Raw genomic sequence first — 15,981 nt, forward strand, 5'->3', positions numbered from 1 at the left:
TTTCAGTCCCCACTTTTACGGAGGAGGATCTATCACTTGACCGACACACTCTTTAAGCATCTGTATTTGCGGTCCTCTATAGGGTTCGCAGTAGTCTCCACGAAAGACGGAACCATGATTATGGCGAATCCTGCGCTCTGCAGCATGTTCGGCTATACGGAAGCGGAAATGATGAAGCTCCGTTACCTGGATATCGCTTTGCCGGAGGATGAGCCTACTGCCGATCATGAGCTCATTATGAAATGTTTGCTGCAAAGTCCCGTAGCGGCTGTAGATAAAGAGAAACGATTCGTGCGCAAGGACGGCAGGATCATCTGGATTGCACTACATATTTTTTTAACATTCGATGAAGCTACTGGCGTCCCTCTTCATCTGATTGCCGAGATGACGGAAATTACCAGCCGCAAGCTAGCCGAGCAAAAAATAGAAGAAGACCGGCTTCTCTATAATCTGATTACGCAAAATACGCCGGACATGATCTCCTTTGCTGATGCGGACGGAACGGTGCGGTATGTGTCTCCGTCTGTTGAGAAGCTGCTTGGTTACTCCATTGATGAGGTGATCGGCAGGAAAAGGCCTGATTTCTACCATGAAGAAGATGCGATAGAAATGGAACACCATGGGAAGATGTATTCTGACAATGATGTCTTTACCCAGCGGGCCCGGCATAGAGACGGACACTATCTCTGGCTTGAAAATTCGTTTCAGGTTATGCGCGACAGCCAGGGCAGCGTGGAGAAGATTCTGACCATTGCCCGCGACATTACGGAACGCAAGAAATATGAGAATTTACTTGCAACTGCCCAGGAATTGGGGAACATCGGTTCATGGGAATGGAATTCCCTGAATGAGCGAATGACCGTCTCGAAGCAGCTGCGCTCCATTTTTGATCTGTGCCAGGACAATGGCACGGCTACTCACAGCCATATCGATTATGTGCAGCTGCTGGCCCGTGTGGTGCCTGAGGATATGGCTCAGCTTCGAGCCGAACTGAGCAAGACTTTGAAGTCCGGGGTCAACGGCCAATCGGTATTTAGAATTCAAAATGACAGAGGTGAGCGCAAGTTCATATATACCCATTGGGAAGTAGTGCTGGATACAGCCGGAAAAACCCTGCAGATTAACGGCATAGTGCAGGATATCACCGAACGTTACCGGATGGAGGAGCAGCTGCGCGAGAGTGAGCGCAATTACCGGCTGATATCGGAGAATTCGCTGGATTTTATCTCCCGGAATGCGACGGACGACGAAGCTACTTATTTGTATGCTTCTCCGGTCTGCCTGCCGATGCTCGGCTATACGCCGGAAGAGATGGAAGGCTCAAGCGGTATGCGGTATGTTCATCCGGAGGATAGGGACAAAGTTCGTGCGTACTTACAGGAAAGCATGGAGGGCAAAAAGCTGGAGCCTATTATGTTCCGGTTTTTGTGCAAGGACGGCTCTTACCTCTGGACGGAAACGACGCTCCGCCATATCAGTTCAGGGCCGGGAGGCCCGGCGGAAATGGTCTGCGTTACCCGCAATATCTCTGAGCGCAAGCAATATGAGCTGAAGCAGCTGGAGAGCGAGAACCTCTATAAATCCCTGTTCGAATATAATCCTTCGGCGATTAGCGCCATGGATTTGAACGGGCATATCCAATCGCTGAATGCCAGCCTGCAGCAATTAACGGGTTATCCGCATGATAGCCTGCTGCATGCCAGTCACACCGACATTATTGATCCGGATGAACTGGGAATGGCTGAGCAGCGTTTTGAGCTGGCTGCGAAGGGTCTCCCCCAGATTTTTGAAAGCAGGCTGATCCACCGGGAAGGCTATTCCGTTGAAGTCAGCGTGATCTATGTACCGATTATGGTGAACAGCCAAGTCGTCGGTGTATTCAGTATTACCAGCAACATTACGGAACACAAACGCCATCTGCAGCAGATAGAGAAACTCAGTTATGAGCATGCACTTATTCTGAATTCAGTCTCAGAAGGTATCTTCGGCATGAATCTGCAGGGAGAAACGATGTTCATTAATCCGGCTGCATCGACGATGCTGGGGTATGAGCCGGGTGAACTGGCTAGGAACATTAAGCTGCATACCGTGGAACAAAGATGGCTGGACGCCGAGCCGTATGTCAGCGGGCGGTGGGCGCAGCCGGATTCCTTATCGGGCCAGGTCTCTTACGAGGACAAGGAAGGAGTATTCTGGAGACAGGACGGCTCCAGCTTCCTGGTTAAATACCGCATGTCTCCAATATTTGATAATGGCGAACGAAAGGGAGCGGTTGTCGTCTTTCGGGACATTACCGAAGAGAAGGCTATTGTGCGGGCGAAAGAGTCGGCGGAGCAGGCGGACCGGGCCAAGTCTGAATTCCTGGCAATTATGAGCCATGAGCTGCGCACGCCGATGAACGGGATTATTGGCATGGCGGATCTATTGGCTGGAACAGAGCTTGATGAGGAACAGCGATACTACACAGAAATCATCAACAAAAGCAGTGAGTCCTTGCTGCATATTCTGAACGAGGTGCTGGATTTCAGCAAAATTGAGGCCGGCATGATGACGCTGGAGCTGCAGACGGTGGACCTGGCCCAGGTGATCCAGAATGTCATGGAGCTGTTTTATCCGAAAGCCCTGGAGAAAGGTCTGCTTCTGGATAGTAAGCTGGACCCCGATCTGCCGCTGCTTGTGGTGACGGATGAGATCCGCTTGCGGCAGATTCTGGTGAATCTCCTTGGCAATGCGGTGAAATTCACCGAGGAAGGTGAAATTCACGTTACAGCGAAGCTGCAATCGATAGCCGAGACCGGAGATCTGGTTATAAAATTTACGGTAAAAGATACCGGGATCGGCATTCCCCAGGGAAGCCAGGGACTGCTGTTTCAGTCTTTTTCCCAGCTGCATCCTTCCATTAACCGCAAGTATGGCGGCACGGGCCTGGGGCTGGCGATCAGCAAAAAACTCGTTGAACTGCTGGGCGGGATGATTGGTGTGGAAAGCAATGAAGGGGAAGGGGCAGAATTCTTCTTCACGATCCATGTTTTTCTGCCTCTGTCGGAACCTGCCTATCAGCAAATCCCTATTGCTGGCATGGAGAACAGGAATGGAAAGGAGGCTGCGGGCAGAACGCCTTCCGAAGGCGAATATGGCCCGCTGTCCATTCTGGTTGCCGAAGATCATCCGGTAAATCTCCAATTGCTTCAGGCTTATCTCAAAAAACGCGGCTACTATGCCGATGTGGCCTTAAATGGGGAAATGGCCGTCGAAATGGTGCGCTCGCATCCATATGATCTGGTGTTCATGGATATCCAAATGCCGCAGATGGACGGAATCGAGGCGACAAGTATCATCCGCCACGAGATGGGGCTGTCGCCTGTTATTGTGGCAGCAACGGCTTTTGCGCGCAAAGAGGACAAAGAGCTGTGTCTCAGAGCAGGCATGCAGGACTTCATCTCCAAGCCGATTTCACCGGTTGAGGTGGACCGGGTGCTAAGAGATTGGTCGGCCCATATCCGCAGATAAAAGAAGAGACGGGCAATGATGAATAGTGCCGGGGCCACGCTGCATATCCGTGTCATTTTGAACCCCTCCTGACAGTAAATAACATCCAGTTTTCTGAGTTACACTGCAAGACAAAAGAAAAGCCGCTTAACTCCAATCCCTCCAGATCTTTCCGGACGGATTTGCTGTTAAGCGGCGTGTGCTTCACGGCCTTTTTGGATATTATAGCGTGTATTACCATGTCATTCAGCTACTTGAAAGGGGGCAAGTAAATGAGAGGGCTGCTGTATGCGCTGTTTGCTGTGCTGTATATTTTGATAACATTTTTTGGTCTCGGACCGGTGCTGTTTGCCGACGGCTCTGCGAGAGAGCGGGTGCTTACACTAATTGTGGTCCTCTTAATTTACGCGGCGGTCACAGTTGGGTTACGGATCATCTTGAAGCGGCTGCGCAGGCGTTGACAAACTTCTGCGGCCTGGCTATATTTAAATTATTCGTAATTATTACGAATATAATTCAGCCAGTAGGAAGGTAGCGGAATATCCAAACATGAAACGCGGTGATATGATTCTCATTCTTGTGGTGCTGCTGGCGGCAGGTACCCTTTACGGAATCAAGGCTTACAAGGACCATAATGAACATTATGCACAAGGTGAATTGAAAGCAGTTATTACAGTGGACGGCAAGGAGTACAAGACGGTATCCCTGACCAAGGAAGAGCAAATGATCGATATCCAAACAAAGTTTGGCCACAACATCCTAAAAGTATATGACTACGGAATTCGTATGACCTACTCGGATGCCCCGCTCCCGATTGCCCTCGACATGGGGTTTATCTCCAGACCCAAGCAGCAGATTCTCTGTATTCCGGCGCGGCTGATGGTGGAAGTCTTTAATCCGCAGCGGTCTATCAATGACGATAATGAGCTGGATGCGGTTATTCAGCCTTGAGCCCGGCTTGCTGGATTTCAGCCCAGGCAGCTACCGAGTCGGCATTGGTATAGACGTATGGAGTGGAAGGCTGTGGAACAGGAATAATACTTTCTGGTGCAATTTCCATCACTTTTTTGCCCAGATAAGCCGACATCCGAAGCTTGCCCCGAACCTCAATCCAGGTGTCGGCGGGCAGGCTTATTTGCGTTCGGGGGTCCAGGAGGAGGCCCAGAGGTGTCGCGTCCGCTGTGCAGCATTGAACCAGAAAGCGGCTAACCGCATACGTTTTAGAAGCCCCGTCCTCGTTCTTCTGGTACAGGAAGCCGGTTACCGTAATGGATTTGCCCTCGAATTGCTGTTTGTACAAATCGATGGCTCCCAAGGTTTCAGAGAAAATTTCCGGATACACCTGAATAACCGGCTGCACATACAGCTTCCCGGCGAGCTCCGCGAACTCCTCCAAGTAGGGACTGGCGGCATTGAACTTCACATGTTCTACGGCTTCATCGGCAATGTAGGATAGGGACATGCCTTTTTTGGCGGCTGCCGCACTGCCCAGTGAACGGTCAGGGAGCAGGAAGCCGAGCAGCAGCGGGAAGAGAAACAGGCCGTACAGCATAACGCTGTTCAGCCCGGAACGGGGCAGGCGGTGCTCACAGTCGCAGAGCCGTGCGCTTTTGCCGAATAAAGCCTGGATTCCCAGACTCAGCGCCATCAGCGAGAGCGGAACCGGGCAGAGGCGAATCCAGCGTGCCAGCTTGGGGGAGACATAATAATGCAGCGCATCCTGCTGAACCAGGTGCCCTATATAGAGCGCGAAGAGCAGCAGGAGCAGCGCCCTGAAGCCATAGTGAATCCGGATGCTCCGGGAATCATTCATACGGGGACCTCCTGAACGTCATGACCGTTTCATAGCCACAGTGAGGCCAGAACGGAACCGATAAATACGGCAGAGAAAATCAGAAAAAACAAATAAAGTGCAAATCTGGTCTTGAAGAGCGAGAGCAGCATCAGCGAGTTTTTGAAATCAAGCATTGGTCCGAGCACCATGAAGGCGAGCAGGGAGCCACCGGGAAAAGTATGCAGAAAGGTGGAGGCCACAAAAGCATCCGAGGTGGAGCACAGCGAGAGCACATAGGAAAGTCCCATCATGAACAGGTAGGAGCCGAGCGGTTTCCCGCCAATGGCGGCCAGACTGCCTTGGTCCATAAAGGTCTGGATGCCTGAGGTAAGCAGACAGCCGATAATCAGATATTTGCCCATTTCAAAAAACTCGTCCGATGTATGCACGAAGACGGCCACCAGCTTGCCGCCGCGCGTACTCCGTTCATGGGGTTCTCCGCTTTCACGGGCGATGGAGAGCCGAAGAGGTGTTTTTCGGACGGTGGCATACACTATAAATCCGATAATAGCAGCTACAATAAAAGCAAGGCCCATCCGGGCATATGCCAGCTCCGGATGGGCGCGGAATGCCGTCAGAGTGGCCCCGTACACAACCGGATTCAGAATCGGTCCGGAGAGGATGAAGACGATAGCCACGTATAACGGCATGCCTTTGTGCATCAAGCGGCGGACCAGCGGAATCATCCCGCACTCACATACGGGGAAGAGGATGCCGAGCAGACAGCCGAACAGGATGGCCGGGAACGGCCGCCGCGGAATCCAGCGGGAGATCATCTCGTCCGGCACGAATACACGAAGCAGTGAAGAGAGCAATGCGCCTAGAAGCACAAACGGCAAAGCTTCCAGCAGGATGCCGATGAAGCCGGTTTTAAAGGCCTCGGTGAAGGCATTGTTCAGCACCTGCGGGTGGCGGGGGAGCCAGAGGGTGCCGACGGTAATTATAAATGCGGCAGGGATCAGCAGCGGCAGTGTTTTGAGCGGTGAAAAGAGGGTCAAGGCCGATAGAACAAGGCGGACCAGCGGTCGGTCAGCTGCTTCTCATCCAGATTGAGTCCGATGAACACGACATACGGCTGACCGGGATACCGTGAAAACTCCCAGTTGCAGCGGTTTCCGGCATATTGCACTAGCTGGACCCCGTCCCGTCCCGCAAGCCGGACATGCCCCTTGGCTCTTACCAGGCTGTCCCCCCACTCCCGGAAAAAGCCCTCCAGCAGCTCCTGCCGGATTCCGTCTGCCGCTCCCGGCGGAAAGGTCAGCGTTACAGCCGCCACCTGCGAATAAGAGCTCAGCTGCGCGGATTCCGGCTCCTGAACGGCAGTTGCTCCCTGTCCGCTGGCCACACTGTTGATCCGTTTAAGCGCCATCCCGTGTAGTTCACGGCTCCCGCGCTGCGGAGCCGGAATGCGCTGCTCTTGGGGCGAAATTCCTCCCAGCAGCGGGGCAAGATTGATTTTGCTGTAATGTGTAAATACAATCTCGGCATCCGTATTATGCCGGCTGGCCATTTTTTCAATGCGCCATAAGGTTTCCGGTTCAACCAGATCGCTTTTGTTAACGATGATCAGATCGGCGCTGGAGAGCTGCCGGCGCAGCGTCCGTACGAGCTGCTTGTCGGCGGAGAAACGGCTGCCGTATTCCAGCACGTTTTCTGCGTCCAGCACGGTAATGGAATAGTGCAGCACCAGCCGCCCGCATAGCGCAGGCTCCAGAAGGGATTTGGCAATTTCCTCGGGATCGGCCACCCCGGTTAGCTCAATATAGATCACATCCGGCCGCCGGGCGAGCAGCAGCTCCAGAGTCCTTGGCAGCTCATCCTTGCGGCTGCAGCAGACGCAGCCGTCCAGCAGCTTTTCCACATTTGCGCCGGTATGTTCCTGCAGAATGTAGCCATCCACATCCTTTTTGCCGAGCTCATTCATCACAATGCCCGGAGAAAGCCCCCTGGCCTTGCTCTCCTTGAGCAGCGACAGCAGCAGCGTTGTTTTCCCGCTCCCCAGAAAACCTCCAAGTATGATTACCGGTATCTTCATATTTCTCCCTCCTGCTTTTATTCCTGCAATTGCAAGAATCATATTTTCATAATCCATCTATACGTACTTGCTCTCCCGGAAAGACCACAAATTTAAGAGAGTTGAAACTTTGCGGGGCTATGGTTGACACTTGGCGGATAAAACATGTAGAATGTGTTAATCGTAATAATTACGAATAAATGAAAAGGAGCTGATCTTTTTGAGAGTTATCGTGACCCTTGCCTGTACTGAAACCGGCGACCGCAATTACACCACCACCAAGAACAAGAAAACCCAGCCGGGACGCCTCGAGATGAAAAAATACAGCCCCCGCCTGAAACGGGTTACGCTGCACCGTGAAACCCGCTGAGTCGGCGGGAATTACAATACCAACTATAAAATTTGAAGTGAAGGAGAACCTATGAAACCCATTCCTGTTACTGTGCTCAGCGGATATCTGGGCTCCGGCAAAACGACACTGCTTAACCACATTCTGCACAACCGCGACGGCCTGAAGGTGGCCGTGATTGTCAATGACATGAGCGAAGTGAATATTGATGCGGGTCTGGTGAAATCCGGAAACACACTTTCCCGGACAGAGGAGAAGCTGGTTGAAATGTCGAACGGCTGCATTTGCTGCACCCTGCGTGACGACCTGCTGCGCGAAGTGCATACTCTGGCGGCAGAAGGGCGGTTCGATTATATTCTGATCGAGTCCTCCGGCATCAGCGAGCCGGTACCGGTAGCCCAGACGTTTACCTATGCCAATCCCGAGCTGGATATCGATCTTACAGCGTTGGCCCGGCTCGATACTATGGTTACAGTAGTCGATGCCAACCGTTTCTGGCATGATTTCGGTTCCGGCGACAGTCTGGTTGACCGTGGCACCACCGCTGGAGAAGGAGATTCCCGCGATATCGTTGACCTGCTGATTGATCAGATTGAAACCTGCGATGTGCTGCTGTTGAATAAATGCGACCTGGTGGAAGAACAGGAGCTGAACAAGCTTGAGGCCATATTGCGCAAGCTGCAGCCCTCTGCCAAAATCATCCGGACCGTCAAGGGCATCGTTGATCTGAGGGAGGTCCTGAATACAGGGCGGTTCGATTTTGAACGAACAAGCATGTCCTCCGGCTGGATCGCCGAGCTGAACAAGGAGGAGCATACGCCGGAAACCGAAGAATACGGCATCAGCTCTTTTGTCTACCGCCGGCGGGTGCCCTTTCACCCGCAGCGGCTAAGCTTCTTCTTCAGCAATTGGCCGGAGGAGGTGGTGCGGGCCAAGGGTCTGGTCTGGCTGGCGGCGAAAGGTGACCTTGCCGCCAGCCTCAGCCAGGCGGGGCCGTCCATCCAGTTCGGTCCTGCCGGCTACTGGCTGGCAACCCTGCCTGAGGAACAGCAGCTTGAAGTGCTCGCCACGGAGCCGGATGTGAAGGCCAGATGGGACGAGCAGTGGGGCGACCGCATGAATGAGATCGTATTCATCGGCGTCGGCATGAACCGGTCCGACATTGAAGCCCGGCTGGACAGATGCCTGCTGAATGAAGAAGAGATGACGCAGGATTGGAGCCGCTGGAACAACCCGCTTCCCTGGCCGGCGGAAGAGTTTTTGACGACTTCTCCGGCATAAGCGAGCTAGAGACTAGAGCAAGCCAACCCCGGGATCTGGAGATAGGCCTGATTGCAAGGCAGGACCGGTTCGGGCCGGGATCAGGAGTCTTGTGATCCCGGCTTTTTGGCGTACCGCAAACTATTGCTTATCAACACTTGCGGGTCAGTGCTTTTGATTTCGCTATGTGCGGGCAAAAGGGCGGAATGAAATTATTAATAATAATTACGATTAATTATTGGTTTTGTGTTTACAAATCGTAATAATTACGATAATATCATTGGAGCTAATGCGTAATGTTTACGGATAAAATAAACGTCTAAGCATCAAACACCAAACGCCCAAACACCAACGCCCACGCCAGCAGCTCTGTCCCAGCAGAGACCAGATTATGAAAGGAGGTATAAGCCATGATTTTATCATCCATGAAGGATGTAGTGTTCGGTTATGGAAGTGAGCCGGTCATTGACAACCTCTCACTTGATATTGAAGCCGGGCAGTTTATCGGGATCACCGGCCCGAACGGGGCCGCCAAAACGACTCTGCTCAAGCTCCTGCTTGGCCTGCTCCGGCCTTGGAGCGGAACCGTCACGCTGAACAAGGAGATTACGGAGGGAGGAAAGCTGGCAATTGGTTATGTGCCGCAGCAGGTAGCATCCTTTAATGCCGGATTTCCGAGCAAGGTGATCGAGCTGGTCCGGTCAGGCTGCTACCCGCGGCTGGGATGGTTTGGACGCTTCACGAAGGAGCACGAAGAGCTTGTTGAGCGGAGCTTGCGGCAGGTGGACATGTGGGAATACCGCAACCGGAGGATTGGCGAGCTGTCTGGCGGGCAGAAGCAGCGGATCTGCATTGCCCGGGCACTGGCGCAGCAGCCGCAGGTCCTGGTGCTGGATGAGCCGGTAACGGGCATGGATATCGGGAGCCGGAGCGGATTTTACAAGCTGATGCGGCATGATGTCAGCAATCACGGGCGGACCGTCATCATGGTCACACACGGTCTGGAAGAGACCCGTCCCTATCTGGACACGGTGATCAGCCTGGAGCGGGAAGAGCAGGAGGGCTGGAAATGCTTGGTTACGAATTCATGCAGCGCGCATTTTGGGCCGGGGGCCTGATCGGCATCATCGGTCCGCTGCTGGGCGTGTATCTGATGCTGCGCAGGCAGGTGCTGATGGCCGATACCCTGTCCCATGTGTCGCTGGCCGGAGTGGCGCTCGGCTCGGTGCTGCAGCTCAGCCCGGCGCTCAGCGGATTTGCGGTAGCCGTAGCAGGCGGCCTGGTCATTGAGCAGCTCCGCCGTTCTTACCGTACATACAGCGAGCTGCCGGTGGCGATCATTATGACCTCCGGCCTGGCGCTGGCCGTGGTGCTGATGAGCCTGAAACAGAATCTGAGCCGCAGCTTCAGCTCCTATCTGTTCGGCTCCATCGTCGCTGTCAGCGATACTCAGCTGGGGCTGATTGCCATAGTGGCCGCTGCAGGACTGTTATATTTCATCGTTCTCCGCCGCCCGCTGTACAGCCTGACTTTTGATGAAGAGACAGCTTCTATCGGCGGTGTCCACACAGGCTTATTGTCCTTTTCGTTTGCAGTGCTCACGGGCATGACGGTTGCGGCTGCAATGCCTGTTGTCGGCGTTCTGCTGGTGTCAGCACTGATGGTCCTGCCGGCGTCCATTGCCCTGAGGATTGCATCCGGCTTTAGTGCAGCCATTCTGATTTCAATCGGTGTTGGCCTTGCGGGCGTTTTCAGCGGCCTGACCGCTTCCTACTATATCAACACGCCTCCCGGAGGCACGATTGCCCTCATTTTACTGTGTTTTCTGCTATGCGCAATTGCTGTACAGAAGCTGCTGGCTTTCCAGAAACGCCGCAGTGTCCGTAAATCCATATTAGAAAAAGGAGCTTGAACAGAACGATGCTGAATGTGAAAATCCGTCACCTTGCCGTCCTTTCCCTTGCCGCCATGCTGATTGCCTCCGGCTGCGGCAACAAAAACACCGCAAGTAATGAGGAAGAAGCTGCCCCGGCTTCATCCGCAGCCGCAGAGCCGGCCGCCGCTGGAGCTGCAGCCAAGGCAGACAAGCTGGATATCAAGGTCAGCTTTTACCCTATGTATGAGTTCACCAAAAATATTGCCGGCGACCTGGCCGATGTGGAAACGCTGATTCCGGCCGGAATCGAGCCGCATGACTGGGAGCCTACGGCACAGGATATGGCGGAGATTTCTGCCGCCGATGTGCTCGTCTATAACGGTGCAGGTATGGAGGGCTGGGCGCAGCAGGTGATCGACAGTGCCAAGGGGACCCAACTGGTGGCCGTAGAGGCCAGTAAGGGGCTGGATATTATGGAAGGTGTGGAAGAGGAAGAAGAGCATCATGCCGATGAAGCGGATCATGATCACGAGGCAGGCGAGCATGCCGATGAAGCGGGGCATAATCATGAGGCGGACGGGACAGCCGAAGAAGATCATGATCACGGCCATAGCCACGACCACGAGCATGATCACGGCGGCCTGGATCCGCATGTCTGGCTTGCCCCCTCTCTTGCCATCAAGGAGGTTCGGACGATCGAAGCCGCTTTGTCTGCTGCCTCTCCTGAGAATGCCGCTGCCTTCCAGACGAACAGCGACGCCTATATCGCCAAGCTGGAGCAGCTTGACCAGGATTTCAAGGCTGGTCTGAAAGACACGAAGCGTAAAGATTTCATAACCCAGCATGCCGCATTCGGCTATCTGGCCAAAGAATACGGCCTGACTCAAGTGCCTATCGCCGGACTGTCGCCGGAGCAGGAGCCTTCCGCCGCTCAAATGGCCAAAATTGTGGAGTTCGCGAAGGCGCATAAGGTGAAGACGATCTTTTTCGAAACCCTTGTATCGTCCAGTGTCGCGGATACAATTGCCGGGGAACTCGGCGCCAAGTCAGCGGTCCTGAACCCGATTGAAGGCTTAACCGATGAGGACCGCAGCAGCAATCTTGATTACCTCGCCATTATGCGCCAGAACCTTGAAGCGCTGAAGACCGCTTTGAATGAATAGAGAACCATATGAACCTGACAAATGTATGAAAGGAGCAGCAGCATGGCTAAAAAATCAAAGATTATCAAGGAACTGAAGAGACAGGAGCTGGTGGCGAAATTCGCTGACCAACGCAGAGAGCTGAAGGCAAAGGCGGACTATATGGCCCTCCAAAAGCTGCCGCGCGATTCATCGCCTACCCGCCAAAAAAACCGGTGTGCCGTTTCCGGCAGACCCCGGGGGTACTTAAGCAAGTTTCAAGTCTCACGGATCGTGTTCCGTGAACTTGCGCTCAAAGGGCAGATTCCCGGCATCACCAAATCAAGCTGGTAATCGGTTTACCTGATACCAGCTTCACATAGAACGGCTGTTTCTTTGCTTAGGCGGAGGAACGGCCGTTTTGAAATATATTTATGGATTTATCATTATACCGGGGGCTTAGGGCTTTGCCTGATGAAGCGTGGTGAACTATGATAATAAACAAGCGCAATCAATGATGACCAATCATACCAACTATGAGGGAGACAGAACATGAGCTATACCGATACATAGAGATTTATCAATACTGGTACAGAGTGAAAAGCCGGGTGTAGAAAGGAGCAAATCAAATGTCACAGTATTGGAGCACCAGATTTGCCCGCGAAGGCATGATCTGGGGAGATCAGCCCAGTCCATCTGCCTTGCGGGCAAAAGCGTGGTTCCTTGAGCAGGGCGTAAAATCTGTTCTGGTTCCCGGTGCGGGTTATGGGCGGAACACCAAGGTGTTTTCCTCCGATTTGGACACCTATGGCGTCGAATTGAGCGGTGCTGCGCTGGAGCTTGCCGCCGGCTGGGACAGCCATACCCGGTTCATTGAAGGATCGGCCTTGGAGCCCCAATTGGACTTCCGGGTAGATGCAGTCTATTGCTATGATGTGCTGCATCTATTTCTTGCTGGAGAACGCCGTCAGCTTATTGCCGCAAGTCTTTCGCAGCTCCGTCCCGGAGGCCTGCTGTATTTCACCAGCTTTTCCGATGAGGATTCCAACAACGGCCATGGGAGGATGGTGGAGCCGGGCACATATGAATACAAAGAAGGGAAGTACGCCCACTTTTTCAGCGATGTTGACCTTCGCGAGCATTTTTTTGCGGCAGAGGTAGTGAAGACTGGAACGTTTAAGGAATCATTGCAGAGCCACGGAGGCGGGACACATGAGTATCTGCTCCGGGAGATTTTTGCCCGCAAGAGAAAATAGGTCAAGAGTGTGACTTATACGAATTTTCCCTGGGAAGGGACAGACAGCTCTTTAAACGTCTTGCATAAATGGGCAAATTGCGCCGGCAGTTCCGGAACGGCCATAGGCAGGCCGTGTCCGGGAAGCACAATCTGGGGGTCCAGAAGAGCAAGCTTGCGTACGGACTTCTCAGCTTCTACCCAGTCAGTTGTGAAATAGGCCGGAGGCCCATGCAGCTCCTTGTGCTGTGTCATGACTGCAAAAGCCGACTCCTGCTTGACGGTAATCACGGCATCCCCGGATACGAGCACTTTGTCAGCAGGGCGGAAAAGAGAGACGTGGCCCGGGCTGTGCCCCGGTGTATGCACCCAGGTCCATCCCTTCGCTCCGGGTACACTGCCATTCTCCGGAAGAGGATGTACAGCTCCCCCCAGATTGAGGCCCCTGTGCGGATACAGCGGTGAGACGGCGGCCATGAGGCCTCCGCCTACAGCAGGGTCTGCCGGAGGATAATCCTGGAAGCCTGTGAGATAAGGCAGCTCCAAAGGATGTGCGTACACCGGAACTCCATCCCATTCCTCCATCAGCTCCTTCAGGTTGCCGACATGATCAAAATGGCCGTGTGTCAGTACAATGGCCGCCGGCGGCTTGCCAAACCATTCCCAGCTGGTCTGCAATATACTCCCCGCGAAATTGCCAAGTCCGGTGTCAACCAGAATCCATTCCGTTACAGAATGGCCTATATAGGCAACGTTGACAAACAAAGTCCGAAGGGCGGCCACACCTTCTGCTGCCTCCCATGTATCAGTCAAGCCGGAAGTCAATATCCCGTTCAGTTCCACCTTCGTACCTCCTATATTGTTTTTAGGTTCAATGTGATGTCTTCCTGTAGTATGGCCTTTTTTACAAAATACAAATAGGATTGAGGGAAGAAAACAAACGGGAGGATGCGAAACGGCCAAAAAACCCTCTCCAAAAGGGAGGAGGGCCTGGCGAAGTTAAAGGAAGTAACCGTATGTAGCTTGCGGCTTCATGGCTAGCGCAGTTCACAATCAGCGAACAGAATATGTCGCGGAATATGGAAAAAATTCTCGGCCTTTTCCTGCAGGGCCAGCGTCGGGAGGTGGCATTGATGCAGCCATTTCCGGAAGGTTCCGGGATGGACTCCAATCCAGATGCTGACATCTGTGACAGAGAAATCATAGACCATGCACAGTCCTGTAAGGATCACATTGCTGTGCGGGGAGCGGGCATTTGCTCTTTTCATGAATCTTGAAGGTGTAGGCTGGCACACAATCGGACTTTGCCGCAGGAGAGCCTCATTGAACAAGATATGGGACGGGTAGCCAAGGATACGGCAGACCTTGTCCAGATTGGTTCTGGAAGGAATCCGGCCTTCATATACCCAGGCGCTGACGCTGCGTGAAGAGACGGAGAGCTCTTCGGCCAGCCGGGACAGCTTGATGTCTTTGGCCATCAGGACGGCCAGCAGCACGCGGTTGCGGATTTGGCTGCGCTTCGGCCGGCGGAATCTTTTGACCCGTACGCCTTGTCCAAGATATTTGCGGTTGATCAGAGACCAGGCCTGAATTTTATGTGTTTCTTGCTGATTATTAGGCATAATTCCTCCGATATACTGATTTGATAATTTAGTAAATATTCTGGTTTGGCTTGATATGACTTTAACATTTCGGTTATGCTTTCGTCCAGATGAAATGCTTGCCGGTCCGCCAGCGCTTAAGTTTCTTTCAGAAGTGATGCTGGTATGATATATTTTTAGTAATCTATTTTATAATTCAGGACGCAGGGAGCGATATAGATGATTAAGCACATTGTATTTTTCAAATTAAAAGACCGGGCTCCAGATAAGGTACAGGAAACCGTAGCAGTGCTCCGGAACATGGAGGGTAAAATTCCGCAGCTGATCTCCATCGAGGTAGGTGCCGATATCATTCGCTCAGAGCGTTCTTTTGATATTGCGCTGGTGACGGTGGTCGCTTCGCTGGATGATTTACAGGCCTATCAGGTGCATCCGGCGCATAAGGAAGTCATCGCGCACATCAATGAGGTCAAAGAGGTTTCATTTGCTGTAGATTACGAAATCTAGAGAACACGGGAGAGACGGCGGCTAACCGCCATCAACAACCGGAAGGTGGGGACGTTATGCGAGAGCTTGAGTACCCGATGGAAGCGTTAACCTATTTGGTCGTATTTCTGGCTGCGTGCATCATCATGCTGTTCTGGCTGAAACGCCGTGGCAGACGGGGAAAATAATCCGGAATCCGATCGCTGCTCTTGCGCTATATTACCATACTTGGAGGGTCTACAGTGTACTATGTCAACCGGAAACAGATCGAAATTATACTCGGACAGATTCCAGATATTAATAAAGGGCTCCGGGCAGCAGCAACCTCGTGGGATGGCGGAACATTCACGGGACTGGTTCAGGAAAGATGCCTGCATTTAGCGATTGAGGTCGTTACGGATGTGGGCAGCTCCTTGATTGACGGATTCATTATGCGTGATGCCGGAAGCTATGAGGACATCATTTCCATCATCCATGAGGAAAAGGTTTTTGAAGGCAGCAGCCTGTACGATTTACTGATCCGGCTTGTGGCACTCCGCAAGCCTTTGGTACAGGACTACTATGTCTGGGACCGGACAGCACTTCACCCGCTTACAGCGCAGCTGCCGGAAGCACTGGAGCAATTCGCCGCTGCAGTGCAGAGCTATCTGGATCAGGAACTGGGTGCACAAGCCTCAGTGTAACCTTACGGCAGCAGCCGGGATTTACTGGTTATAA

The 15,981-nt window shown here is 53.0% G+C and carries 17 protein-coding genes; 12 read left to right on the forward strand and 5 right to left on the reverse strand.

The window, feature by feature from the left end:
* The first annotated feature begins 36 nt into the window (after positions 1-36).
* From PGRAT_RS11070 to PGRAT_RS11080, 3 genes are all read left to right on the forward strand, one after another.
* Positions 37-3,510: a PAS domain S-box protein gene (locus tag PGRAT_RS11070; protein WP_238326748.1), complete on the forward strand. Its 3,474-nt coding sequence runs from the start codon at positions 37-39 to the stop codon at positions 3,508-3,510.
* 251 nt (positions 3,511-3,761) lie between these two features.
* Complete coding sequence (locus PGRAT_RS11075) at positions 3,762-3,950, forward strand: DUF6954 family protein (RefSeq protein WP_025703926.1); 189 nt, start codon at positions 3,762-3,764, stop codon at positions 3,948-3,950.
* Positions 3,951-4,038: 88 nt separating this feature from the next.
* Complete coding sequence (locus PGRAT_RS11080) at positions 4,039-4,440, forward strand: NusG domain II-containing protein (protein ID WP_025703927.1); 402 nt, start codon at positions 4,039-4,041, stop codon at positions 4,438-4,440.
* On the opposite strand, the gene PGRAT_RS11085 is transcribed toward PGRAT_RS11080, so the two are convergent.
* The 3 genes from PGRAT_RS11085 to PGRAT_RS11095 are packed head-to-tail and all read right to left on the reverse strand — an operon-like array spanning position 4,427 to position 7,358.
* Complete coding sequence (locus PGRAT_RS11085) at positions 4,427-5,302, reverse strand: TIGR03943 family putative permease subunit (RefSeq protein WP_025703928.1); 876 nt, start codon at positions 5,300-5,302, stop codon at positions 4,427-4,429. The genes PGRAT_RS11080 and PGRAT_RS11085 overlap by 14 nt on opposite strands.
* Positions 5,303-5,331: 29 nt before the next feature.
* Positions 5,332-6,321 (reverse strand): permease, encoded by a 990-nt coding sequence (locus PGRAT_RS11090; RefSeq protein ID WP_042266562.1) that lies wholly within the window; start codon positions 6,319-6,321, stop codon positions 5,332-5,334.
* Positions 6,318-7,358, reverse strand: a complete 1,041-nt coding sequence (locus PGRAT_RS11095) for a CobW family GTP-binding protein (RefSeq protein WP_042268005.1) — start codon at positions 7,356-7,358, stop codon at positions 6,318-6,320. The genes PGRAT_RS11090 and PGRAT_RS11095 overlap by 4 nt, the downstream gene beginning before the upstream one ends.
* Before the next feature lie 199 nt (positions 7,359-7,557).
* On the opposite strand from PGRAT_RS11095, the gene rpmG reads away from it, so the two are divergent.
* The 7 genes from rpmG to PGRAT_RS11130 all read left to right on the forward strand — a co-directional run bounded on the left by rpmG (position 7,558) and on the right by PGRAT_RS11130 (position 13,199).
* Positions 7,558-7,707 carry a 50S ribosomal protein L33 gene (gene rpmG / locus PGRAT_RS11100; protein WP_025705318.1) on the forward strand — a complete coding sequence of 50 codons (150 nt, stop codon included), beginning with the start codon at positions 7,558-7,560 and terminating at the stop codon, positions 7,705-7,707.
* 51 nt (positions 7,708-7,758) lie between these two features.
* On the forward strand, positions 7,759-8,967 hold the full coding sequence (locus PGRAT_RS11105; protein ID WP_042266565.1) for a GTP-binding protein: 1,209 nt from the start codon (positions 7,759-7,761) through the stop codon (positions 8,965-8,967).
* A gap of 389 nt (positions 8,968-9,356) precedes the next feature.
* Positions 9,357-10,064 (forward strand): metal ABC transporter ATP-binding protein, encoded by a 708-nt coding sequence (locus tag PGRAT_RS11110; RefSeq protein ID WP_042266567.1) that lies wholly within the window; start codon positions 9,357-9,359, stop codon positions 10,062-10,064.
* On the forward strand, positions 10,010-10,858 hold the full coding sequence (locus PGRAT_RS11115) for a metal ABC transporter permease (RefSeq protein WP_025708022.1): 849 nt from the start codon (positions 10,010-10,012) through the stop codon (positions 10,856-10,858). The genes PGRAT_RS11110 and PGRAT_RS11115 overlap by 55 nt, the downstream gene beginning before the upstream one ends.
* Before the next feature lie 8 nt (positions 10,859-10,866).
* Positions 10,867-11,985, forward strand: a complete 1,119-nt coding sequence (locus tag PGRAT_RS11120; RefSeq protein ID WP_042266569.1) for a metal ABC transporter substrate-binding protein — start codon at positions 10,867-10,869, stop codon at positions 11,983-11,985.
* Positions 11,986-12,027: 42 nt separating this feature from the next.
* The gene (rpsN, locus tag PGRAT_RS11125; RefSeq protein ID WP_025703747.1) at positions 12,028-12,297 is read left to right on the forward strand and encodes a 30S ribosomal protein S14; all 270 of its coding nucleotides are present in this window, start codon (positions 12,028-12,030) and stop codon (positions 12,295-12,297) included.
* A gap of 275 nt (positions 12,298-12,572) precedes the next feature.
* Complete coding sequence (locus PGRAT_RS11130) at positions 12,573-13,199, forward strand: class I SAM-dependent methyltransferase (RefSeq protein WP_025703748.1); 627 nt, start codon at positions 12,573-12,575, stop codon at positions 13,197-13,199.
* 14 nt (positions 13,200-13,213) lie between these two features.
* Here PGRAT_RS11130 and PGRAT_RS11135 read toward each other — a convergent pair whose 3' ends face one another.
* Positions 13,214-14,020: an MBL fold metallo-hydrolase gene (locus PGRAT_RS11135; protein WP_025703749.1), complete on the reverse strand. Its 807-nt coding sequence runs from the start codon at positions 14,018-14,020 to the stop codon at positions 13,214-13,216.
* A 194-nt stretch (positions 14,021-14,214) separates the two neighbouring features.
* Positions 14,215-14,799, reverse strand: coding sequence for a helix-turn-helix domain-containing protein (locus PGRAT_RS11140; protein WP_025703750.1), 585 nt, complete (start codon positions 14,797-14,799; stop codon positions 14,215-14,217).
* 198 nt (positions 14,800-14,997) lie between these two features.
* Here PGRAT_RS11140 and PGRAT_RS11145 point away from each other — a divergent pair, with 198 nt between their 5' ends.
* Both PGRAT_RS11145 and PGRAT_RS11150 read left to right on the forward strand, forming a co-directional pair.
* A complete protein-coding gene (locus tag PGRAT_RS11145) occupies positions 14,998-15,285 on the forward strand; it encodes a Dabb family protein (protein WP_025703751.1) in 288 nt (95 codons plus the stop codon).
* Between the two features lie 221 nt (positions 15,286-15,506).
* Positions 15,507-15,947, forward strand: coding sequence for a DUF86 domain-containing protein (locus PGRAT_RS11150; RefSeq protein WP_025703752.1), 441 nt, complete (start codon positions 15,507-15,509; stop codon positions 15,945-15,947).
* Positions 15,948-15,981 lie beyond the last annotated feature (34 nt).

Origin of the sequence: Paenibacillus graminis (genome assembly GCF_000758705.1) — a bacterium.
Classification (GTDB): Bacteria; Bacillota; Bacilli; order Paenibacillales; family Paenibacillaceae; genus Paenibacillus_AQ; species Paenibacillus_AQ graminis.